This window comes from Chitinophaga pinensis DSM 2588 (assembly GCF_000024005.1).
Classification (GTDB): domain Bacteria; phylum Bacteroidota; class Bacteroidia; order Chitinophagales; family Chitinophagaceae; genus Chitinophaga; species Chitinophaga pinensis.
Map to the genome: position 1 here is coordinate 3,427,179 of NC_013132.1, position 24,515 is coordinate 3,451,693.

The following is a 24,515-nucleotide window of genomic DNA, read 5'->3' on the forward strand; positions in this document are numbered from 1 at the left end:
TGAAAAGACCGCAGGGGATAGTACACTCCGGACATCCTGACAAACAACTAACGCAAGCAATTATGTTAAGAAGATTTATAGAAAGACCCGTACTGGCAACGGTGGTGTCCATTATCCTGGTATTGCTGGGATTATTGTCGCTCGCCACCCTGCCCGTGACGCAGTTCCCCGATATCGCACCGCCCAGTGTGGCCGTAACAGCCTCCTATCCGGGTGCGAACGCGGAAGTGGTAGCCCGTTCAGTAGCAACGCCTATTGAAGAAGCAGTGAATGGTGTGGAGAACATGACCTATATGACCTCCACTTCCAACAACGACGGCTCCATGACGCTGACCGTATACTTTAAACTGGGTACTGATCCTGACCTCGCCGCTGTAAACGTACAGAACCGCGTGGCGAAAGCGACCAGCCTCCTGCCGGTAGAAGTAGTGAGCGCAGGTATCACCACACAGAAACAGCAGAACAGTATGATCATGGTGGTGAACCTGTTCAGCGAAATGGCTGAATATGATGAGAAGTTTTTGCAGAACTACGCAAAGATCAACATCATCCCCGAAATACAACGTGTGACCGGTGTCGGTCAGGCAATGGTATTCGGTGCGAAAGATTACTCTATGCGTATCTGGTTGCGCCCTGACCGTCTCGCTGCCAATAACCTGTCTCCCCAGGATGTATTGAGCGCGATCCGTGAACAGAACCTTGAAGCAGCACCAGGTCGTTTCGGTGAAAGCAGCAAGGAAGCATTTGAATATGTGATCAAATACAAAGGAAAGCGTAACCAGAATGCACAGTATGAAGACATCGTACTGAAAGCAAATGCAGACGGTTCGCTGCTGCGCCTGAAAGACGTGGCACGTGTAGAATTCGGTTCCTTTACTTATAGCAGTGACACACACGTAAATGGTAAATATGGTATCGGTATCGCGATTTATCAGACGGCCGGTTCCAATGCCAACGAAATACAGACGCAGGTAAACGAGCTGATGAAAAAAGCAGCCGGGCTGTTCCCGAATGGGGTAGATTATTTCAATATCTACAGCACCAAGGAATACCTGGATGAATCGATCGACCAGGTGAAACATACACTGATAGAAGCCTTTATCCTGGTGTTTATAGTTGTGTTCATCTTCCTGCAGGATTTCCGTTCTACCCTGATTCCTGCTATCGCAGTACCTGTAGCGATCATCGGTACTTTCTTCTTCATGCAGCTGTTTGGTTTTACCATCAACCTGCTTACCCTGTTCGCACTCGTACTGGCCATCGGTATTGTGGTGGATGACGCCATTGTGGTCGTCGAAGCCGTACACTCAAAAATGGAGACCATTAATATGTCCCCAAGGGCAGCCACGATCACCAGTATGCAGGAGATATCCGGTGCGATCATCTCCATCACCCTCGTAATGGCAGCGGTATTCATACCGGTTGGTTTCATGCAGGGACCGGCAGGGGTATTCTACCGGCAGTTCGCCTTCACACTGGCAATTGCCATCCTGATCTCCGCACTGAACGCATTGACCCTGAGTCCGGCCTTATGTGCGCTGCTGCTGAAGAACAACCATAGCAATCAAACGCACGGCACTGCTTATACAAAAGGTTTTGGTAAGCGCTTCTTTACAGCTTTCAACTCCGGTTTTGAAGCAGTGACCAATAAATACATCCATAGCGTTCGTTTCCTTGTAAGACGCAAATGGGTGCCTTTAACTGCGCTGGCAATTATTATCGGTGTGACCGTATGGCTGGTGAAGAGAACCCCGACCGGTTTTATCCCCACAGAGGATAATGGTTTTGTGGTATATTCTGTAACCATGCCGCCGGGATCTTCCCTGCAACGTACACAGGAAGTGGTGAATAAAGTAGAGAAGGAAATGAAAGCGTTGGAATCAGTGAACAGTTTCCTGAGCGTATCGGGTTTCAACCTGCTCACCAACTCTAACAGTTCTGCTTCTGCCGTAGGTTTCGTGAAACTGAAGAAACACGAAGAGCGTGGTCAGATGAAAGACCTGAAAGATGTAATGGGCATGATGCAGGCTAAACTGGCGGGCATCAAGGAAGCCAATATCTTCATGTTTAACATTCCGACCGTGCCTGGTTTCAGTAACGTGGATGGTTTTGAGGTGATCCTGCAGGACCGTAACGGCGGACCAATCGATAAACTGGCCAATACGGCGTATGGTTTTATCGGCGAACTGATGAAACGTAAAGAGATCGCTTTTGCCTTCACCACCTTCAATGCCGGTAACCCGCAATATAACCTGGAAATCGATGAAGCAAAGGCCAAACAGCTGGGTATCTCTTTATCAGATATCCTCCAGACCATGCAGGTATATTATGGCAGCACCTTCGCTTCCGACTTCAACCGCTTCGGTAAATACTACCGTGTAATTGTACAGGCGGAAGCGCCTGCACGTGCAGAACCGGCTTCATTGAACGAGATTTTTGTAAAGAACAGTACCGGTGAAATGGTACCGGTGAATGCAGTCGTGAAACTGGAAAGAGTATACGGTCCGGAAACAGTGACCCGTAATAACCTCTTCAATGCCGTAACGATTAACGGTCAGCCGAAACCTGGTTACAGCTCCGGTGACGCGATCAAGGCAGTAGAAGAAGTGGCACAGCAATACCTGCCAAGAGGTTATTCTTATGAGTGGGTAGGTATGACGAAAGAGGAGATTGCGGCAGGCGGACAGGCAGGTATCATCTTCCTGTTATGTCTTGTGTTTGTATACTTCCTGCTGGCCGCACAGTATGAAAGTTATATCCTGCCGTTGTCAGTGCTACTGTCTATTCCGCTGGGTATCTTCGGTGTATTCGTATTCATTAACCTGTTTGGTATTGACAATAATATATATGTGCAGGTAGGTCTGATCATGCTGATTGGTCTGTTGGCGAAAAACGCGATCCTGATCGTGGAATATGCCGTACAGCGACGTCGTAATGGTATGGGACTATTAGCTGCTGCACTGGAAGCATCCCGTTTACGTCTCCGTCCGATCCTGATGACGTCCTTCGCCTTTGTGGCTGGTCTGACACCGCTGATGCGGGCGACAGGTTCCTCGGCATTGGGTAACCGTTCCATCAGTACCGGCGCGGCTGGTGGTATGCTGACAGGTGTGATACTGGGTATCTTCGCTATTCCTGTATTGTTTATCATTTTCCAGTATTTACAGGAGAGGATCAGCGGTAAGCCGTTCAAGACGACACATACAGATGCAGCAAGCGATGCAACCGTATAAGCGCTTCTAATATTAAAGTATAAAGAAAACAGGATGACACTAAAATATATTCGCCTTTCAATCGTCTCTACACTTATAGTTGCGGGATTGGTAGCATGTCGGGTGGGTCGCAATTACCAACGACCCTCCCTGGCACTGCCGGCTCAGTACAATGATACAGTGTCGGCAGCAAGTGCTGACAGCAGCATTGCGACTTTGGAATGGAAACAGTTTTTTACAGATACGACATTACAGGGACTGATAGGAAGGGCGCTGAGCGGGAACTATGATTTGCAACTGGCAATTAAACGCATAGAAACGGCACAGGCATACTTAAAACAAGCGAAATTAGGCTGGCTGCCAACGGTAAATCTCCAGGCAGCAGCGTCTACTTCCATCCCTTCAAAGAATAGTTTGAACGGAACCAGTCTGAATACTTTCCTGGGTACTGAGCATATCGAAGACTACAGTCTGAATGCCGGCCTTTCCTGGGAGATCGATGTATGGGGTAAGATCAAACGTCGCAAGGAAGCGGCACTGGCCAGCTACCTCGGTACATTTGAAGGCATGCATGCGGTACAGACAGGATTGGTGGCAGATATTGCCAACAGTTATTATAACCTGCTGATGCTGGATGCACAGCTGGAAATCGCCAGGAGCAACGTATTACTGAGTGATACTATCGTACAGATGATCCGTTTGCAGAAGACGGCCGGCGAAACCACCGAACTGGCGGTACAACAGGCAGAGGCACAACGTCAGACAGCTGCTTTACTGATTCCGCAGCTGGAACAGGCAAAAGCGATCGAACAGAATACCCTGCGTATACTGGCCGGAGAACTGCCTGGTACGGTGGCATATAGTACGACGCTGATCACCACACCACTCCGCGAACTGATGCCTGCCGGCGTACCTGCAGCACTGCTGAGTAACAGACCGGATGTAAAAGAACAGGAAATGGCGCTGGTAGCTGCGAATGCAGAAGTAGGCGTAGCACAGGCCAGTATGTATCCGGCCTTGAACATTACGGCAAGTGGCGGCGTGAATGCTTTTAAAGCAAGCGACTGGTTTACATTACCGGCTTCGCTGTTTGGTATGGTAGCAGGAAGTCTTACTCAACCGGTGTTTCAGCGTGGACAACTCAAAACGAACCTTGAAGTAGCAAAGATTCAGCGTGAAGAAGCGGTGATCAGGTTCAGACAGGTAGCGCTGAATGCGATCGGAGAGGTGTCCAACTCCCTGGTGAGACTGGATAAGCTGAAAGAGCAGCAGGTAATCGCCTCTAACCAGGTAACTACACTGGCGCTGGCTACTTCTCAGGCAAGAATGCTGTTCCGCAGTGGCATGGCTAACTACCTGGATGTGATCACTGCGCAGGGCCGGTCGTTACAGGCATCACTCACACAGGCTGATATTACCCGTCAGCAACTGAGCGCTTCTGTTGAATTATACAGGAGTCTGGGAGGAGGTTGGAAATAGGGGATGAAAAATAAAACAGTTGTAATAGGTAGATAAATGTTTGTAACCCAATAGCGCCACAACTCTGTGGCGCTATTTATTTTTGTTGTTAACTATAATAAAAAAAGCTGTTTCTGAATAGAAACAGCCGTTTGGTAACCAATGCCAACTTGATAAAAATATCAGGTTTAATTTTCGCTGATGATCCGATATCTTATTGATAACAATACAAAGGTGAAAAAAATGATGTTGTATAGCAATGCAGGAATCAGGGTTTAATTTGTATTAATTATGGACGTTAGTACTCCTTACCGAATAGCCTCACATAGGTGGATTGCGCATGTTGCAGAATGCCCAGTGTGTTGAGAAATTTAATGGCGGCATCATTGGCTACGTGCATACTGACTTCAATACCCGCGTAAGGCTGATCATGTCCGCCTGCGTGGATAAGACTCCTGATAAAATTACCGGCAATGCCTTTTCTGCGATACTGCCGGCGTATGTACAATTCGTCAATCCCGAGCATTAGTCCGCCGTATTCGTTACTCCAGTAACAGAATGAAATGGCATATCCGGCCGGTTCTCCATCACATGCAATTATGCTGACAGTACCCATGTCGTGATGTTGTTCATAAAAAAGTAAGGTAGATACGATCTTATTTTGAGCGAGGTTTTTACGGCTGATGATCTCGCCGTATAATTCCGTGGACATCATAGTAAGTACTTCCGCATCATTCAACCGCGCAGCGCTGTATGTGGTGTTCATGTTCTATTGTAATGGAACTCAAATCTATGCATGGACCCGCTATAGATCAATTGTCAGATCATAGTATGTTTTGTCTTTTTTATCGTGCAGATGGTCGCAGTAACCGGCGTCATAACATCTTTCTGCTCGATAAAAATGACAACACTTGCAGGTAATTGGCAATTGTCCTGGCACTATATTGGAAATAGCTTTGCAACTATTCGCCTTTGGCAATTGTTAATTCATCAACATAAACTTTAAACACAATGAGCACAGAGATCAGGTTACCACTGGATCCGGATGTAGATCCTGCTATTGACAGCAAAGTTAAAGCGTTCCTGCACGCTTTAAATACAAGTGGTGGCCAGCCACTGGAAACATTATCACCTGTGGATGCACGCGCCGTGCTGACAGGTGCACAGGAATCCGTACAGGTAGATGTTTCGGGCGTGGAGTTTTCCGAGAAGACCATCACATCTGAAGGAATCACCGTCAAACTGGATATCGTACGTCCTGCTGGTGTGAGCGGTAAACTGCCGGTGTTCATGTTCTTCCACGGTGGTGGATGGGTGCTGGGCGATTTCCCTACACATAAACGACTGGTGCGTGACCTGGTAGTGGCATCCGGCGCTGTTGCCGTTTTCCCTAATTATACACCTGCACCGGAAGCAAAATTCCCTACACAGATCAATGAGGCATATGCTGCTACCAGATGGGTAGCTGAACATGGTGATGAGATCAGTGTAGATGGTAAGAACCTGGCACTGGCTGGTAATAGCGTGGGTGGTAATATGACTGCTGTTGTAGCTATTCTTGCGAAAGAAAAACACGGGCCTGCAATCAAAGGACAGGTAATGCTCTGGCCGGTAACAAACGCCGATTTCGAAACCGGTTCTTACAACCTGTTTGCAACAGGCCGTTTCCTGACAAAAGAAATGATGAAATGGTTCTTTGATAATTACTCGACACCTGCACAACGCAGCGATATTCATATCTCACCTTTACAGGCGACGACAGAACAGCTGAAAGGACTCCCGCCCGCATTAGTGCTGGTAGCTGAGAATGATGTATTGCGTGATGAAGGAGAAGCATATGCACGTAAACTCGATCAGGCAGGGGTACCGGTAGCGCTGGTGCGTTACCAGGGAATGATCCATGACTGGGGATTATTAAACCCACTCGCTACTGTTTCTGGTACGCGTTCTGCGATGGATCATGCCGGTGCAGAACTGAAGAAATATCTGCAACAGTAAACGAACACTGTTACTATATAAAAGCTCCTGACAAATCAGCCATGATTGCTCAGGGGCTTATCTTTTATATGCCTCTCAGCCCCGCCGGCGAAAACCTTTGTACTCATTCATGGTTCCTGGCAGGGCGCCTTTGTATAGCAATCCGTAAAAACACTGCTTGAACAACACGGGCAGAAAGTGGTCGTTGTCGAACTACCCGCACATGGAGAAGATACGACTGCTCCGCAGAACGTAACTATTGATGCATACAGGGATAAAGTGATCGCGGCAATCAATGCAACGAAACAAAAGGTCGTCCTCGTAGGACACAGTATGGGAGGTGCAGTGATTACGGCTACTGCCGAAAAAATACCTGCACAGATTGAGAAACTGGTGTATATAGGGGCGTTTGTACCTGCAAACGGTCAGTCTGTCCTGGATCTATCCGGTATGGATAAACAATCGGAACTGCCGGCTTCACTGATCTTTCCGACACCGGCTACCATTGCGGTAAAACCAGAGAATCTGATCGATGTGTTTTGTCAGGATGGATCAGCTGCAGTAAAAGAACAGCTGGTCGCGAAATATCGTGACGAACCGGCTATCCCGTTCACGAATAAGGCGGTTGTTACAGCGGCCAACTTTGGTTCAGTTGACGAGTATTATATCCACACCAATCAGGATCACGCGATCGGTATAGATCTGCAAAATCAGATGGCGGCTGCGGCAGGTATCAAAAATATATATGCGCTCAATACAGGACATAGTCCTTTTCTGTCCAAACCGGACTCAGTAAGTACTGTATTGCTGAAAATCATAGAATAAAAAACTGCAGGAATGCCTGTTATCACGCGGGGCTGATAACCAGGCATTCCTTTCTGAAATCAGAGAAGGTAATACCGGTTGCATTTTTGAAGAATTTGCTGAAGTGCGCAATGTCAGAAAAACCAAGATACCAGGCCACTTCTTTCATACATTCATCGGAATAGGCCACCCTTCTTTTTGCTTCCAGTATAATACGCTGGCGGATATGATAGCTCGCGGGATAGGCAGTCGTCTTTTTGATGATCTCATTGAGATAGTTAGGGGTTACTGCCAGCAGTTTCGCATAATCAGCTACTTTCCGGTGTGTTTTGAAATTAACTTCTACGAGGGATTTAAACTTCTCCGTCAGCTCCAGGTTACGCGTCTGAATAACGGTGGTCAATGGTCCCTGAAACTGGCGGGTAACATAAATCAGGAAGATTTTCAGATAACGGCGTAGCATCTCCGTTTTGAACAGATAGACATTATTACATTCCTTCAGCATTTTTAATGCAACTTCCTGCATCTCTCTCGCGATATCGTTGTTCACGCTGATACCTGCAGAACGGGAGAACGCCTGGAACAGCCCCGAATTATACATCAGGTCAAATTCCTGTTCACCCATGTGCAGGAATGCCTCGGTAAATGATAATATAAAGCCTTCGGTACTTTCATCTTCTCTCAGCTGATGTAACTGTCCGGGGGTAATACAAAAAATGCTGTTACTTTCCAGTTTGAAGATTTCAAGGTCCAGTACCAGGGTACCGCTTCCTTTTGTGATCCAGATGATCTCTATATAGTTTTGTTTATGCGGTGAGCTATTGTGCGCGATGATTTCTTCCCGCATATTTTTAAATGTACGGATCTGGAATGGCAGATTGGCGTCTACGTCTTCGAGCTTTAACAGGGGGCAATATTCTGGATACTTCATAATGCAGTGGTTTTATGCCAACGTAATGGCCAATTGTATGCCTGAGTTGTTATTTATTGATATTCACATGGTTGCGTATTTTGGCTCGATATAAAAACACGATATTTCGTCATATCGCAGGCTTTCACGTGAATTCCTTTATTAGATTTCGTAAAATCAATTAAGAATTAAGAATTAAGAATTAAGAATTAAGAATTAAGAATTAAGAATTAAGAATTTTCATGGTAAGCACCTTCTCTATTGACTCATTAAATAATAAAGGACTCAATTACTGCGACCAATTCTTAATTGTTAATTCCTAATTCTTTCGCGCAGCGAAAAAAGTCACGACTATTCACTAAATAAAGTGGAGAAAAACAGCGAAATCACTAAATATAGTTAATTGTCGAATGGTGATTTTTCATCAAATGACTGTTTCCCAATCCTTTATCCGTATGGTATGTGTTTTGTTTTCCCTATGCCGCTATACCAACGTCACAACAAAACAGTAAGAAGAATGATAGACTTTAGCGTACCCACAAGAGAGCAGATTTATCCTGGAAACGAAGCGGCCTTTGACACATTGCAAAGAAGACTGGGAATGGTGCCGAATTTATATGCCACAATCGCCTATTCCGAAAACGGACTGAATAAGTACCTGGCCTTTCAGACCGCAAAAACCTCCCTCTATAACCGGGAAAGGGATGCGGTCAGCTTGGTGATGGCACAGGTGAACGGTTGTCGTTATTGCCAGAGTGCATATACGTCGATGGGCAGGAAAAATGGTATATCAGAAGAAGAGTTGATGGCTGTCAGAACAGGGAACAGCAGCCATCCGAGATTAAGCGCCTTAGCCGGCCAGACAAAGGAGATCGCGGAAAATAAGGGGCGGGTGTCCGTTGACGCCCTTGAGCGCTTTTTTGAGGCTGGATATGACAAAGGGAACCTTGTAGATCTCATCCTGCAGATCAGCGATAACATCGCCATGAATTATCTCTATAATCTTACCCAGATAGAAATAGACTTCCCACTGGCCCCCGAGCTGGTGGAAGAAAACAACGCCTGACCAATTTTTAGGAACCATTAACTACACTCTATGACAAAAACTAGTCGAAGTTGCATCGTACAACGAGCCTCAAAGAGCAAATCGGAACAGCCCCCCGCCCGGGAAGACAAGACGACCGTACCCTTTGAGATACATAAACTGGAAGATGTGGGGCGTAACCACCACCTGAAAGATGGTGAGCCGCACCTGCATAACAGTTTTGAGCTGGTATGGGTACTGGAGGGGAGTGGTGATTATCTAGTAGACAATGAGCAGCATGAGGTGAGTGCGGATATGGTGTATTGTCTGACCCCGGGGCAGCTGCATCAGTTCAAGCCTGATACCAGCACAAAAGGGTTTGTGATCACTTTCAGCCCAGAATTTCTGCTGATGCCCGAAGATAATGCCGCCCTGATATTTCACGCCAGCTCCTTTCATAAGCTGTCCGGTACTACCATTATTCAGTTGTCCGCCGACATCCGTGAAGAAATGGAAGATCTCGCAGGAAAGATGCTGAAAGAGTTTGCCAGTTTCCTGTTGCTCAGATCAGAAATATTAAGGGGATTACTGAACATCTTCATGATCTACCTTACCCGTCAATATCGCCCCGCAATGTCGCCTGTTATAAAAGCAGGCAACAAAGCATTGGTCAACCGGTTTTTCTCCATTGTTGAAAAGAAATATATGGAATATAAGCTCGTCGCTGAATATGCCGACGAACTGGCGGTAACGCCGAACCACCTGAATGAGATGGTTAAAAAAATGTCCGGTTTCCCTGCCAGCCATCATATCAGGCAACGGGTCATACTGGAAGCCAAGCGTCTGGCAACCTATTCCGGCGCCAGTATGAAGGAAATTGCCTATAGTTTAGGGTTTGATGATATCGCCCACTTCAGTAAGTTCTTTAAGAACTTCTCCGGCAGAAGCTTTACAGATTATAAGAGAGATGTCATGCAGCAATTTCTCAGCATATAAAACAATTAGGAATTAGGAATTAAGAATTAAGAATTAAGAATTAAGAATTTATTCATCAATAAGCATCCGCTTAATATACATTTGGCCGCAGGTTCATGTAGTTTTTTAGTGCATATAACAATTAGTAATAAATACAGCTATCATCAAAAATTCTTGCAATATGCAATAAGTATTACCCACCCAATTATACAATATATGACATGCAAATCACACTGTCGGCTAACCAATTCTTAATTCCTAATTCCTAATTGTTTCCTGCGGTATGATTTCAAGTCATAACATCTAATTTTGCATCAAGTCGCACCTATATGTAGCAAAACGTAACAACCCTGGAAATTTCCTAACTAAAAACTGATAATTTATGAAATCCCTTGTCAGAGCACTCGCTTTGGTGACAACTATTGCCGTTGTTTCCTGTAACAAACAATCCACTGTAGAAAAACTGAATCCCGAAAGCAACATTGCCGCTGCGGAAGCACAACCCAACAGAGACGCACAGTTACTGGCACAGCTTTTTGCCAGTGCAGGTCCTAAAACCCAGTTCTTCACCGTTCAGGGTAAGGAGAAGGTAACCGTTACCACCACAAACGGTAATAAGTATACCATTCCTGCCGGCGCGCTGCGCAGAAAAGATGGTAGCGCACCCACCGGTCCGATTTCAGTGGCTATCAGAGAAGTATTGAGTCCGAAAGACTTTGTGCTGAGCAACAGACCGACTGCTGCTGCCGGCGCTTATCTGCTGTCTTACGGAGAGTATTTTGTACGTGCTACAGAAGCTGGGGCCGACCTGGTACTGGCTGCGCCAATCGCCGTACAGACCGTTGTAAGAACCCAGGTTCGTCCACAGGAAAAAGTACCTATGTGGGATGGTGATACAACCGTGTACTACACCATCAATGGTTACAATCAGCTGAATCAGCCTACATCTGTCACACAACCTGCTTCACAGGATCCTGGTATCAACTGGACACAGGCGCCTGATTATGCCCTGTTCAATGCAACTACCGGTACGCTTGATTTCCAGCTGTCCCAGTTGTTGCAATGGAGGAACTGCGACGTGTTCAGCGGTAGTACCGGACCTAAAACAACCGTACTGGGTTATTTTGATGTATACAACAATGACACGCCTAATTCATCTCCTGAGCAGCCAAGTATGCTGTTCTTTAAACCCAGGAACATTAACTCTGTTGTTAAGTTCTTTAACATCATCCTGAATGCACCTGCCGGTTTTAACGGCTTCCTGAGCTATCAGTCAATTATACCTGTCGGACAGCAAGGTACATTCCTGGCCATTACTGCCCTTAACGGACAGTTCTATGCACAGCTCCTGGATGCGACCATTGCAGCGCCTGCCAGTGGTACTAACTATACACCTGTCAGCTTCAATCTGCAACCTGTCAGCGCTTCACAGCTGGTGTCCATGATTGCCGATCTGAACAACAGATAATCATAAAAAAATAGTGTGGCGTGTAAATGCCACACTATTTTACAACACAGACCGGCTGCCCCTTAATGCTGGCTGAGTAAACGTTGCAGGGCCTCTATACCGTCTTCGTTGTTTGGGTTTAACGCAATGGACTTCTGATACATAAGGATGGCTTCCTGTTTTTTGCCTGTCGCTGACAGCGCTTCCGCATAGCTGTCATATGTATTGAAACTGTCCGGGTACAACAGCATATTGATCATAAATGTCTGTACTGCCAGTTGCTGATGTGCCGGGAAAGAAGAAAAATATAGAAACTCATACCCCAGCTGGTTCATTTCTTTTTCGCTGAAATAGTAATGACTGGTATCGCTCTTTAAGGTATTCAGACAACTCACCGCATTGTCAAATCCATATTGGGTAATAGCCTGTGCAAATAACCGGACCAGCGATTGTCTGACATGCGTGGGAAATGCAGGTTGCTGATTCATAATACAGAACGCAGAGGTGACCACATCGCCGAAGGGAGGCCCGGGTGCATTGTCAAAAGCAATGATCGTCTGCCCCAGGTCTATATTCCTGTAATAAAAGGTCGCCAGACCAAATTTAAAACCACCATGTCCGACTGCCGTCCCGAATCCCGGTTGTCTGAAAATACCCCATCCCAATCCGTAACTGCCTTTCCCTGCTCCCCTCATCGTATCCATATGCTCCCATAAGGTATCGCCATTGTTCAATACAACAGGTGTAAAAGCTTCTTTCATTGATGCTGCACTGATCAACCGGCCTTCAAAGAAAGCCTTGTCAAATAATTGTAGATCGCCGCTTGTGCTGACGATATTGGATGCTCCGATTGCCGCATCGTTATTATAGGCAGTATACATGAACCGTTTCACATTAAAGACTGCTGTATAGACGGAGTCGTAAAGCATACCATAGACCTGCGGCGTCACAATCGCCCTATCTGCCGGCCGGAAAGACGAAGCATCACAACTGGTCAGCCGCATACCAGCCGGCTCAAATATATGTTGGCGCAGGTAGGCAGCGAAGGACTGTCCGCTTAACCGTTCTACCAGCAAAGCCAGCAGCGAATAGTTAGTATTGGAATACCTGAATTGATCGCCCGGAGAAAAATACAGGGCTGTTTTTTCTTTGATAAGGGTCGGGATGATAATGTCATTAGTGACGATCGTATCGGGATATGCCCTGATCAGTGATTCATAGAGTTCCAGATCAGGTAATCCGGAGGTATGTGTCAGCAGCTGCCTGATGGTGATATTGCCGTAAGGAAACGACGGAAAATAATGTTGAAAAGTATCATTCAACTGCAACAATCCTTTCTCTTTTAATTGCAGGACCGCGGTAGATGTAAATACTTTGGAAATGGAAGCCAGGTTAAACCGGGAGGAGTCATTATTGGGTCTGCCGGTGGCAATATCAGCCATGCCGAAAGAGCGCTGGTAAATTGTCTGCCCGTTTTGCGCCAGCAGTATATTCCCATTCATGTATCCCTGCTGCGCAACATGATTAAAGTATTGATTGAGTTTCCCTAACTGTCGCTGCGCATCAACCTGTATAGCACAGAGCAGGACGAGCATAAGGAAATTGGCGTGTTTCATAGTAGTGTGCGATTTGACAGCAATACTAGTGAACAGAATGAGGACTGCCCGCTAAATGTGACGAAACGCAGGGGATAAGTGATCAAAAGAAACAGCCCCCGTTTTTACACGGAGGCTGCCTGTATAGTTAGCTTATTGGGGTATTGAGTCTTTTTTCCAGGTGGTGTCTTTTTTCATTTTGTGTTTCATTTTCGATTTGTGTCTGGATGTGTCAGTACCGGGAACTGTGTCCTGTTTATACTGATCAAAAGAGGCAACATATGCCTCGTCGTCTGTTATACTTGCTGCGTACGATGGCGTTGTATTTACCCCGAAGTAAACAAATGCGCCAGATACGATCAGCAAACAACATGTTGTAAGATGCTTTTTCATGACTCGTTGTTTTAAAGAGAATTAATAATAGTATTTATTGCTAAAATCCTGCTTGATTCTGCGGAATGGGAACAAGACTATAGATCATGCTATTATATCTCATGAATAATTAAGTATTGAATATGGCTATTATGTTAATGTGGACTTCCCGATAAAAAGGGGGTAAATATGTATACAGGCACATCCGTGGAATCGGATAAGTATCGTAATGTAAGGATTGTCAGGTGATTCTGGATTTTAAATCATATATTTGGAACGGGCATAATCATATATAGTACATTTCGGGAATTCAGTTTTTATCGTCACAATTTTCACGTTTTACACGATCATTTAATCCATAAAGCACCGGCATTACCAGTACCCCCAGTAAATTTAAATTAACCTCTACATGAGATACGACTCCTTACCCCAGATCGAGGCTCGTTTCAAGAGTGAAGCAGCATCTCTATTGACGCCATTTTCCCTGCAGGTTCCCAATGAACAGTTGTTTCTGAAAGGACAATTGTACAAACCTGGTCGCAGCAATTATTTCTATCCGGCAACCCACAACAAGGAACGGATAGTATTGCATTTTACAGCCGGTAATCTGAGGTCCGACATGCAAAGCCTGACCACACAGGACAGACATGTTTCCGTTCCCTTTGTCATCGCAAGGGATGGTACCATTTATCAGTTGTTTCCTTCTGCCAACTGGTCCGGTCATATCGGTCCGGGACTTGGCAATCAGGGTACACAGAATGCACAGGACAAAGTAAGTATTGGTATCGAACTATCTAATTATGCCTATCTCGTACCGCACGACGGCGTATTGGAAACTATTTACTCCCGTCAGCCTGTCAATGGAAAACCTGGTCCGGTTGATGAATACTGCGCATTGAGTAATAGCGCCGCTTATATTAAGATCAATCAGCCATTCAGGGATCAGGTGTATTATGCGGCTTATACCCCGGAACAGATAGAAAGCACTATCATTCTGCTGCGCTATCTGACAGCGAAGTATAATATCCCGAGACAATTCCTGCCGGCAGATAAAAGATACACCACGACCAACGATGTACTCACTTTTAAAGGTATTGTCTCCCATATCAACTACCGCGCCTCCGGTAAGTGGGATATCGGTCCTGCCTTTGACTGGAACACCCTGATCAGTGGTGTTACTGCCGCTGAGTTCACACCTGCCACAACTGCCCGTTCATTGAGTTTTGCCGCCCGTGAATTATCCCCCGCTGTTACATCCGAAGCAGGTATCAACGCGCAGTTTGCTGATACAACAGGTGTAGAGGAAGGCGCACCGGAAGCTACCGACAATGAAGGTTACAATCCACTGAACTACGAAGGAAACGCTAAGAAAGATATTACACAGCCTAGCGGTAAGGTATACGCCTTACTTGCCGGTATCAATGAGTACGACAGGGTACGTAAACTGAGTGGTTGTCTGCATGACGTACAACAGGTAGAGAGCTACTTAAAAAACCGTACGCCGTTTGACTGCCGTATCGTGAAACTGACAGATGCAGCAGCTACCCGTGCCGGAATGGTAAAAGCATTTGAAGAACACCTGGGCAATGCGGGTAAGGGAGATACGATCCTTGTCTATTATTCCGGCCATGGTACCCAGGAAGATGCCGCTCCTATATGGGATGAAACTGACGGCAAACTGGAATGCCTGGTTTGTTATGATGGTGGTGCAGAAAAAGCAGCGGACTTTCTGCTGACAGATAAAGAGCTGCGTTATATGCTCGCAAAACTTTATGAAAAGACAGGTGCGCACATTGTGACCATCTTCGACTGTTGCCACTCCGGTGATAATACCCGTGGCCGCCTGGTAGACACCGCTTATAAGAATGACAAGGTAAATAAACGGATGGTTAAGGATACTTCCCGTTATTCCGGTGCATTCCCGCAACGTGAATGGACGGAATTTATCTTCGGTGATGTTATCAAAGAAGAGGATATCAAAGGCAGGAAGCCGGATGAATTTTTACCGGAAGGTATTCATATCCAGATGGCAGCTTGTGAAAGTAATCAGTCTGCCGTAGAGGTAAATGGCGAAGGCGTCTTCACCAAGAAACTCCTTGGCGCACTTGATGCCTGTACCGGTAATGTCTCTTACAATGAATTAAGCAGCCGTATCAGGCAATACCTGCGTTTCAGTTTTGAACAGACGCCCAAGATCTATGTTTCTGGTAACATGGACGAACTGCTGGCGCTCGGATTCCTGAACCGCAGTCTCAGTGATCAGACTACTATTGGTGAAGTAACTTACAACACCAAAGGCTGGCAGCTGAACCTGGGAGCTATTCATGGTGTGGACAAAAACACAAAGATCATAATAGCGGATGCCGCAGATACCAGCCGTAAATGGAACGCTGTAGTTAATAACGTGTTTATTGATTACAGTAGCCTTCGCATTGATGGAAGTCCTGATCAGGACCGTGCGCATAAGGCCTTTGTAGAAGGACTGATGAGTGGCCGGATCCTGCTTGAACTGAACAATAGTAATGGTCATCCTGCTGAGATGGCTAAACTGCTGGATGAAATAGAGAGCAAAGCAAGCGGTCATTTCGAATTCCAGACTGCCGCAGGAGAGAACGGACGCAGTGCAGATTATACCCTGCATATCCGTGCAGGAGAGGCTGTGATCACACGTGCCAATGATCCTTATCGTCCGGTAGTACGTCCGCTGGATCTCCTGAAAGATAATGGCAACCTGGAACTGGTGGAAACACTGAAGCATATTTCCCAGTGGCATTTTATTAAAGAATTACAGAACAGCAGTATTCCTCCCGGCTTTCCTGAGCAACCCCTGCGTATCGAACTGACCCGCCTGTATACGGATGGTTGTCGTGAGAAACTGGATATTTCTTCCGGAAGGGCCACCTTCAATTTTGAAGAAAGTGCAGATCTCTGGGAAGGTGCTATGGAAATAAAACTGACCAATACCACTAATCAAAACTTATATGTAGCTGCGCTTTACCTGGGTATACAGTTCAGCAGTTACCTGGATTACCAGGTACAATCACCCTGGCTGCTGGAACCAGGTAAGTTTATCATCATGGCTAAAAAAGGGAAAGACCGGATTATTATCCGCCAGGATGATTTTGTAAGAGAATATAACTGGCCACTGAGCATAGAGACCCTGAAGCTCATTGCCAGCACAGAAGAATTTAATGTGAAGGCATTGGGACTGGGTAATCTGCCTGCGCCGTATGTACTGGCAGACAGAGACCGCGGAATATTGAGAGGCGGAATGGAAGTAACCCGTGGCGCAGTGATGGAGGACGAAACACCTGCAGTCTTCAATGGCTGGATCACACAAACGCTCACACTGGTGTTTAATAACCCGGCGTTCAATCGTATTGACAGTGAGATCCTGAAACAACTGATGGACTACGAAGAGACTTCTTACTTCGCCGCAGGGCTTTATTATGACCTTGTGCCTGACGAGAACGGACAGCCGACCCAGCTGAAACTGAAACCGGAAATAAAACTACCGGAAGAAGAAAGAGGTATCTGGGGCGATGTGGTATTATGGGCGGCGAATACCATAGAAACCCGTCAGCGGAGAAGATTGTATAACCGCCTGAAGAAAACAGACCGGCTCCGTATCGTTGCAGAGGGCGATTCCTGGTTCCAGTACCCTATCCGTTTACTGGATACCCTTGATCACCTGTATAAGCTGTATGCGATCCGTAGCTTCGCAGAAGCAGGCGATACCCTGGAGCACTATCTGAAAGAAAAAGAATACCTCAACGCCATCAAAGATGAACAGGCCCAGATATTCCTGGTGAGCGGTGGTGGTAATGATATACTCGGGTCACAGTTCCAGCAGTTCCTGCGGGATACACCGGCAGAAGATGATATCACGCCGGGCCGCTATCTCAAAGGTGCTTTCAATGACAAACTGGACGACCTGGAAAGATGGTATAAGGATATGTTCACAGAACTGCACAACCGTTATCCTAACCTGCGCATACTGGTGCATAGCTATGACTATATCATACCGGTGGATACGGATCTGCAGCCAAAGAAAACCAGCTGGCTGGGTAAATACATGATCCTGAAACATATGAATCCACAGGCGGAAAGAGAATCCGTGATTAAGTTTATTGTCGACGAATTCAACAAACGGCTACAGAAAGTAGCGGCTGCATTCCCTGGCGTAGTATATTATGTCAATGTGAGAGATATTGTGGCGCGTGATTCCTGGTATGACGAAATTCATCCTACCAATGAAGGTTTCGGATTGGTAGCCGATAAGTTTGTCGACATTATTGAAACACTGAGAAATGACCTGCAGCCATTTGCAGAAGCGGTAGCCGTGTCTGCCGAGTCCTGAGAGGATTGTTTTGTTCACTATAAAAATGAGGGTGTAGCCGTTTTATCGGTACACCCTCGTTGTTTATACAGCGATGCTGTTTATTGATTGGATTTGATGAGTTTGAAAGTCTGATCTTTGATCCTGATGATATAAAGACCTTTTGGAATGCGGCTGATATCTATGGTATTGATACCCGCATCCAGTTTGCCGGTCTGAATCATTTTGCCCTGAAGATCCGTCAGACTGTAAATGTCTTTCGTTTTACTCTGGATCTTTACCCAGTCATTGGCAGGGTTCGGATAGAGGATAGGTGCTGTTACATCGGTCTTCAGTTCAGCTTTGCTGGCCAGCGTATTGTCGGCGACCAAAGGCGCTGCTCCGGTAGCTGCTGTACCACATACTTCCAGCTCGTAAATAGAGTAACCCCATTGCGTATTCCTGGCTGTACCATCCATACGGATATAACGGTAGTTGCCATTCAGGTTGTCAATGATGTCAGTCCTGTTGCCCGTAGGCATATTGGTTTTCGTAGCTATCGGCAACCAGGTATTACCATCTAAAGATCCGGTCAGAGTGTAGTTCTTCGCATTGGCTACTTCCCAGGAGATACTGATCTTATTCACGGTGGAAATCACAGCCAGATCAACTGTTAGTTGCTGCGGATCTGTAAAGGCGCTTTCCCAACGGGAGCCCAGACTACCATCAACAGCCAGTGCCGCATTACCGGAAGTGGCAGTAGCGGTGGCCGGTAACAGACCGTAACAACCTGTTGGCTGTTGTCCGGTAGTGGGCAGGGTAGGATAGGTCACCAGGGTTCTGGCAGGCACATTGAAAGAAGCTACGATCGCTCCGGCAGCATTGTACACATTACAGGTTTTTGCGCTTGCAGCAGGATTATATGCTACTGCGTAACTGAAGGCGCCGTTCTTTTCGAATACGCTGCTGGAAGGGAAATTGGTACGGAAGTTAAAGGAGAAAAAACCCAGGTTCTGATTTGCATGGGTGTAGAAGTAAGTCATACCTGCTACTTCGTAATCCATGATATACCTGGTGTCAGTAGGCGCCAGGGCCAGGTTATTGGCCATGAAACCAGCTGCATATTTAGGGTCGAATAACTGACGGAAACCGAGTGCCACATGGGCCCAGTCGTCACCAAAATCAGTTTCGCTGGTATGTCCGTCTATCGCTGCTGATTCCGTCATCATATCACTATATTCTCTTTTCGCCCAGGTGGTATCCTTCGCCAGGTATTTGAAACCCGGATTAACCGGCAGGTATTGTATACCGTGGATGTGTACGGGACTGGCGCTGAAATAAGTGCCATAAGCAAAACCCTGATTGGAAAGAATGCCTACTATGTTGTGCGGATAGGCTGCCGGCAGGTTCCTGTTTTTCCAGTCAAACCAATATTCCAGTGTGGCATACGCTTCGCTGATATAACCGAAAGCACCGGCATCGCGGATGGCTTCATCATTCAGCATGTCGCCAAGGAGGAACAGTCCGATCCATGATTGCATCGCTTCTGAAGTAGACTCCTGGTTATTGCCGGTAGACGAACTGGTACCGCCCGCATAACTATGTCCGATCCATGGATCGAATGTTCTGAAGAAAGGCAGGAAATTGTCCGTTCTGTCCCAGTTGGCGTATTGTTTAGCCACCAGTTTGATCATCGGACCATATTGTGTCAGGAAATCCGGATCTGTCATACCATATAATGCGCAGGCATAGATCAGGTAACCATAGTGGAAATGATTGTCCGTAAATTCGGCAGAACCATAAGATTCATTAAAACCAACAATAGCGCCCCATCTGTCATAACGGGCGAAGAATTTCTCCGTTTCACCCGGGGTATAGGTCAGCCAGTTGACCAGGCTCTCTCTTGTTTTAGCTTTCAGTGACTGGTAAGCCTGGTGATTCAGTTCCTTTGCCATGAGCGTGTATTTGGCATAGTTGACCAGGTCTTTACCACCCCAGTAGGTATCGCCGCCATAACCGGTTTTCTTAGAGAAGCGGGTCAGCATGTCAAACATGGCGTTGGCGTTGTAAGGACTGGCATCTGCCGCGTTCCGGTAAGGTGAATTATAAGTAGGCAGGATACCATTAAAATCATACGTGAATGAGAAGGTCTTTCCGATAGCCGTTTTCATAGATCCTCTGGGCGTTACATAGTTGACCGCTGTGAATGCGATACTGTTGGCCGCATTCTGATACAGGTGTGGCAGGAAGCCCTGTATTGTATTACCGGCAGCCTGTCCTTTCAGGTTTGCGGTGGTAATATTCCAGTTGACATACACTTTACCGGCATTGGCATCATAATCATAGCCTACAGCGGTGTTGGTCACCTTGTTGAAGGCATAGGTCTCGTAAGTCGGCAGGTCGCCCGGTGCAGGCAGGGCAGATACTACAAAATACGCGTTACCATTACCGGTATTCAGTACCAGTCGTTCTGCTGCACTGCCATCGGAGGCCCAGCGGGTACCGGTATTACCATCGTTGACATTGGCGCCGGCAAAGGCAGCTTCTACTGAAGATACTTCTACCGGTTTGTTGCGTGAGAGCAGCGTAGCGCCATTAAAGACTTCCATCTCCCACAGGGAATAGGCATAGATTGAGCCTTTCTCACCCAGCGCCAGTTTGATATAGCGACCGGAAGTGTTGAAACTCAGACTATCCAGTCCGCCGTTACCATTCACTTCCGAGGCCACGGTGCTCCAGGTAGTACCATTACTGGATACCTGGATGGCATAACCTTTTGCGAAGGCGGTTTCCCAGTTCAGTTTCACTTTAGTAATGGTCTGTACAGATCCCAGGTCGATCCTGACATACTGTTGTCCCTGTAATTCTGCAGTCGTGCTGCCACTCAGGTGGATACCGAAATAACGGCCATCCGTCTGTATGACAAAGGAATTACTGGTAGGGAACTGAATGGCGCTACCGCTTTGTGTGAGGTAGGATGCGCCTCTGTCAAAAGAGAATTCGGGATTGATACCCTGTGTTTCCAGCCACATAAATGGAATACCATGTGCCATGGTCACATCCATGTTTTTGTTGTGCAGACTGTCAGGAAGAGACATTACCAGTCCCCAGTCAGACCAGTCTTTAGCGATCGCTTTTGAGGGCGTATAGCCGGCAGCTTTGATCATCATACTACCGCCATAGGCAATGTTAGAACCGTCGGCGACAAAGCTGTTCGGATAATACATTTTAACGCCATAGTCCTCAGGATCAGCCACTAAGGGATAGGCCCACATCAGGCCTCCATACTGTGATACTACGAGGTCGGTCCACCAGTCATTGGTCGGAATAGGTTTGTTCATTTTGTCAGCCGCGACATAAATGGGCCGGTCATAGACAAACTGATAGAGATCTCCTTTACCATCGTTATTCCCATCGATTGTGTTTTCTGAGGCCGGAGGAAAAGAAGCATAGCTTCCGGCGCCAACAGAAACGGGTGTTTGTGCATGCGTTTGCAATGCAGCGGCAGCCAGCAGGATCGCTGACAGATACAGGCTTTTCATAGATTTTACCAGGTTATTTTGAGTTTACATAAAGGGTGTTGAAAATCTGCGTCGGTTCTTTAACGTGAAATATCCAGGGCATGAGGGTAGAGCCGTTCAAATATACTACTTTAAAGAATTAGGAATTAGGAATTAAGAATTAAGAATTAAGAATTAAGAATTAAGAATTAAGAATTAAGAATTAAGAATTAAGAATTAAGAATTAAGAATTAAGTTGCCATAAACATTTGTAAGCTGACAATGTCATTATTTTATAAAAAACGCTATGCAGAAAAAATTATTTCAGCAGGGTTTAGTTTTACAGAAACACATTTTTAGAGGCATAATTCCTAATTCCTAATTCCTAATTGCCAATTGCCAATTGTTAGCTACATTTAATGCATAGAATATTACCTATGAAATACGCAAAGATCTACGCATTGTCATGTGTGGCGGCTTTCCTGTCTGCCTGCCATCAACCAGCTGAAAATACACAAAATACTGCTGCTCAGTTCTTAGAAAGTGACGGTACTGTCAGCAAGACAGCACGCGGCAATCATTCAGCTGCAATGATTCCTCTGAACAGAGAAGATGACGAGTATGCTGAAGGAGGCATGATGCCACAGGATACCACGACGGCCAGTGGGTGGTCGGTCAGATATCTCGTAAGGGACGATAAGACAAAATACAAAGACCTGTATATTGAATGTGTTAACGGCAAAAGTAAACTGCTTATTCCGCAGTCAGAGGTATTGGCATTGAGCTGGAAATACATTCCCCGTTATGCCGGGGAGAATGCAAAGCACCTTTTCTTCGAATACTATTGCGGAACTGCGTGTTTTGCGGTGATGACGGTGAGTAAGGAAAGTCAGCCGGAATACCAGGAATATGAGCAGGTACTTGATTATGACGCCGTAACAGGGCAGATTGTATACAACATCACCAGTAATGATCCGGAAGACAGTGTCAGAGTGGTTGCAGTGAATGTAGGCCGTAGAAGGGAAAAGAAGATGGCTTTCAACAATATGCGCAGGCCAGGTGCGAATGCGGGTGTTGACAGTGTAGTATTTAAAAGCGGGAAAGTGCAGGTATTTGCCGGACTGATAGACAGGAATGATCCTGAAGAGGAAGATATTATAAAGGAAAGTCGCAGTGTCTCATTTGATAATTAGAATATACCATTATACTTGCAGAAAGATATGGTATCATGATAGAAGCAACTGACGTGCGCTCCGGCAACCTGGTATGGTATTATGATCTGTATATGAATGAGACGGTGTTTGAAGTGGAAGGGATACTGGACGGCTTTATCTATAATTCTTCATTGCCTAAAAGCAAACTGCCGCTGGCCAGTGTGCATCCGTTAACGCTCGATACGGGACATCTTAACAGTCTGGGATTTGTACAGGGAGATAGAGATCACGGGGAAGATGAAAATGTATTTTCCTTCAGATATAATCGTAAGGACAGTATCTATGTGAGAGATGAAGGTTACTCTTTTCAGCTGCTGGCAGAAGCGCCGGGACAATTGGTGCCTTACGGACAACCTTTGGTATATGTACACCAGTTACAGAATCTCTTTTATTGCCTGACCGGTAAAGAACTATAGTCAACAGCGGGCATACCTCAGCAGGATGCCCGCCCTTGATCATAATATCATGGATGAGGACCCATACAAACGACCTGTACGCCGCTGAAGGTGCCTTTAACAGTAACGGTTTTTTCAGCGCCGGACTCTATGTCATTCGGACCCGTAAATTCAAAGTTTCCGGAAATAAACGCTTTCACATCATCAAATCTGATCTCCGTCAGCGTGAAAGAACCTTTCTCTGCACTGGAAGATACGTCTTTGCCAGAACCCTCGTCTGCAGTTTCTGTTGCTTCATCCTGCGGATAGTTCAGGAACTGTGCAAAGTTGCCTGCCTGGTCCTCTCCGGTAGACTTATCAAACGTAATAGTAACTGGTTTGAATTCCCCTATTTTTTTCAGATCAAATCTCAGGGACAGGATTCGTTTTCCGTCACGTAGTGTACACTCCATGTTCATAATGGCCATCTTACTGCTGCCAATAGTCGCATTCCCTCTGATATCCTTAGAGGAGAAGACCGAACCATTTCTTTCGATGTTTAATGTACCAGGATTAGGCACTTTCTTTTGTGCGAGTACAGTGGTGACGCTCATACAGAAGATAGCAACAACAGCGGTTGTTATCCGTGATAGTGTGTTCGTTTTCATGTAGGTTTCGTTAGGGATAGATAGGTGAATCTGATTTACTGACGAAAGATACAAAAATTATTTTCAAAGCGCCAGGGGGGAGGGAGGAGCTGCGTTAATTTATAACAGCGGCTATCTGTTCTTTTGAGCGGTAGTGAACGGGAAGAAGAAATTAGGAATTAGGAATTAGGAATTAAGAATTAAGAATTAACTCCGCGAAAATCTACGCTGCATTGAATTCCTAATTCCTAATTGTTGATAGTGAGTTGTTTAAGTGCTTCCATCGCTCTTCCGGCATCTTCTTTTGCCACGAAAATATGATCGTGGTAAAAAGCAGCCACCACATTACAGCTGATTCCTTCCCGGCCCAGTGCAGCGGAGAAAGCGGCGGTGAGTCCGACGGCAGACAGCGAAGAATGTATTTTCAGGGTGATCCAGGCGGCAATGTATGTATAGGATAATTGTAGTCTGTCAGCTGTTTCGCGGGAGAGAATCAGTGTAATTCCCTCTTCTTCCCGGAAGCTACCAAGCACCTCTTTTATGTCAATCGCCTGATTATCAGGGACAGTGCAAAAAACATACTCACCCTCCTGTAACTGAGGTGTCATGTTTTTAAGTAACTGGGACAGATCTGTAATACCACTCATGAGCTAAATATACACAAAAGCTGTGGGGAGAGGTAATACGC

The 24,515-nt window shown here is 46.1% G+C and carries 17 protein-coding genes; 10 read left to right on the plus strand and 7 right to left on the minus strand.

Features of this window, described 5'->3' with window-relative positions; translation table 11 throughout:
* Nucleotides 1-62 precede the first annotated feature (62 nt).
* Both CPIN_RS13890 and CPIN_RS13895 read left to right on the plus strand, forming a co-directional pair.
* Nucleotides 63-3,233, plus strand: coding sequence for an efflux RND transporter permease subunit (locus CPIN_RS13890; protein WP_012790439.1), 3,171 nt, complete (start codon nt 63-65; stop codon nt 3,231-3,233).
* A gap of 33 nt (nt 3,234-3,266) precedes the next feature.
* Entirely contained in the window at nt 3,267-4,691 is a 1,425-nt protein-coding gene (locus CPIN_RS13895) for an efflux transporter outer membrane subunit (protein ID WP_012790440.1), read from the plus strand.
* A gap of 277 nt (nt 4,692-4,968) precedes the next feature.
* Here the strand turns inward: CPIN_RS13895 and CPIN_RS36640 are convergent, their stop codons facing one another.
* Nucleotides 4,969-5,436: a GNAT family N-acetyltransferase gene (locus CPIN_RS36640; RefSeq protein WP_012790441.1), complete on the minus strand. Its 468-nt coding sequence runs from the start codon at nt 5,434-5,436 to the stop codon at nt 4,969-4,971.
* Between the two features lie 245 nt (nt 5,437-5,681).
* Here CPIN_RS36640 and CPIN_RS13905 point away from each other — a divergent pair, with 245 nt between their 5' ends.
* Complete coding sequence (locus CPIN_RS13905) at nt 5,682-6,668, plus strand: alpha/beta hydrolase (protein ID WP_012790442.1); 987 nt, start codon at nt 5,682-5,684, stop codon at nt 6,666-6,668.
* Between the two features lie 153 nt (nt 6,669-6,821).
* Complete coding sequence (locus CPIN_RS13910) at nt 6,822-7,472, plus strand: alpha/beta fold hydrolase (RefSeq protein WP_083781098.1); 651 nt, start codon at nt 6,822-6,824, stop codon at nt 7,470-7,472.
* A 22-nt stretch (nt 7,473-7,494) separates the two neighbouring features.
* Here CPIN_RS13910 and CPIN_RS13915 read toward each other — a convergent pair whose 3' ends face one another.
* Nucleotides 7,495-8,382: an AraC family transcriptional regulator gene (locus CPIN_RS13915; RefSeq protein ID WP_012790444.1), complete on the minus strand. Its 888-nt coding sequence runs from the start codon at nt 8,380-8,382 to the stop codon at nt 7,495-7,497.
* 496 nt (nt 8,383-8,878) lie between these two features.
* Between CPIN_RS13915 and CPIN_RS13920 the strand changes: the two genes are divergently transcribed.
* The 3 genes from CPIN_RS13920 to CPIN_RS13930 all read left to right on the plus strand — a co-directional run bounded on the left by CPIN_RS13920 (nt 8,879) and on the right by CPIN_RS13930 (nt 11,828).
* Nucleotides 8,879-9,427 (plus strand): carboxymuconolactone decarboxylase family protein, encoded by a 549-nt coding sequence (locus CPIN_RS13920; protein WP_012790445.1) that lies wholly within the window; start codon nt 8,879-8,881, stop codon nt 9,425-9,427.
* Between the two features lie 30 nt (nt 9,428-9,457).
* Entirely contained in the window at nt 9,458-10,381 is a 924-nt protein-coding gene (locus tag CPIN_RS13925) for an AraC family transcriptional regulator (RefSeq protein WP_012790446.1), read from the plus strand.
* 361 nt (nt 10,382-10,742) lie between these two features.
* A complete protein-coding gene (locus CPIN_RS13930) occupies nt 10,743-11,828 on the plus strand; it encodes a hypothetical protein (protein WP_012790447.1) in 1,086 nt (361 codons plus the stop codon).
* A 62-nt stretch (nt 11,829-11,890) separates the two neighbouring features.
* On the opposite strand, the gene CPIN_RS13935 is transcribed toward CPIN_RS13930, so the two are convergent.
* A complete protein-coding gene (locus CPIN_RS13935) occupies nt 11,891-13,423 on the minus strand; it encodes a serine hydrolase domain-containing protein (RefSeq protein ID WP_012790448.1) in 1,533 nt (510 codons plus the stop codon).
* Between the two features lie 132 nt (nt 13,424-13,555).
* The gene (locus CPIN_RS13940) at nt 13,556-13,795 is read right to left on the minus strand and encodes a hypothetical protein (protein ID WP_012790449.1); all 240 of its coding nucleotides are present in this window, start codon (nt 13,793-13,795) and stop codon (nt 13,556-13,558) included.
* 388 nt (nt 13,796-14,183) lie between these two features.
* Between CPIN_RS13940 and CPIN_RS13945 the strand changes: the two genes are divergently transcribed.
* Nucleotides 14,184-18,134, plus strand: a complete 3,951-nt coding sequence (locus CPIN_RS13945) for a caspase family protein (RefSeq protein WP_012790450.1) — start codon at nt 14,184-14,186, stop codon at nt 18,132-18,134.
* A gap of 80 nt (nt 18,135-18,214) precedes the next feature.
* Here CPIN_RS13945 and CPIN_RS13950 read toward each other — a convergent pair whose 3' ends face one another.
* Nucleotides 18,215-21,634 (minus strand): glycosyl hydrolase, encoded by a 3,420-nt coding sequence (locus tag CPIN_RS13950; protein ID WP_012790451.1) that lies wholly within the window; start codon nt 21,632-21,634, stop codon nt 18,215-18,217.
* A gap of 395 nt (nt 21,635-22,029) precedes the next feature.
* Here CPIN_RS13950 and CPIN_RS13955 point away from each other — a divergent pair, with 395 nt between their 5' ends.
* Both CPIN_RS13955 and CPIN_RS13960 read left to right on the plus strand, forming a co-directional pair.
* Nucleotides 22,030-22,785 carry a hypothetical protein gene (locus CPIN_RS13955; RefSeq protein ID WP_012790452.1) on the plus strand — a complete coding sequence of 252 codons (756 nt, stop codon included), beginning with the start codon at nt 22,030-22,032 and terminating at the stop codon, nt 22,783-22,785.
* A 35-nt stretch (nt 22,786-22,820) separates the two neighbouring features.
* A complete protein-coding gene (locus CPIN_RS13960; RefSeq protein ID WP_012790453.1) occupies nt 22,821-23,222 on the plus strand; it encodes a hypothetical protein in 402 nt (133 codons plus the stop codon).
* A 47-nt stretch (nt 23,223-23,269) separates the two neighbouring features.
* Here CPIN_RS13960 and CPIN_RS13965 read toward each other — a convergent pair whose 3' ends face one another.
* Both CPIN_RS13965 and CPIN_RS13970 read right to left on the minus strand, forming a co-directional pair.
* Nucleotides 23,270-23,848 (minus strand): hypothetical protein, encoded by a 579-nt coding sequence (locus CPIN_RS13965; RefSeq protein ID WP_012790454.1) that lies wholly within the window; start codon nt 23,846-23,848, stop codon nt 23,270-23,272.
* Nucleotides 23,849-24,075: 227 nt separating this feature from the next.
* On the minus strand, nt 24,076-24,474 hold the full coding sequence (locus tag CPIN_RS13970) for an ACT domain-containing protein (protein ID WP_012790455.1): 399 nt from the start codon (nt 24,472-24,474) through the stop codon (nt 24,076-24,078).
* Between the last annotated feature and the right edge of the window lie 41 nt (nt 24,475-24,515).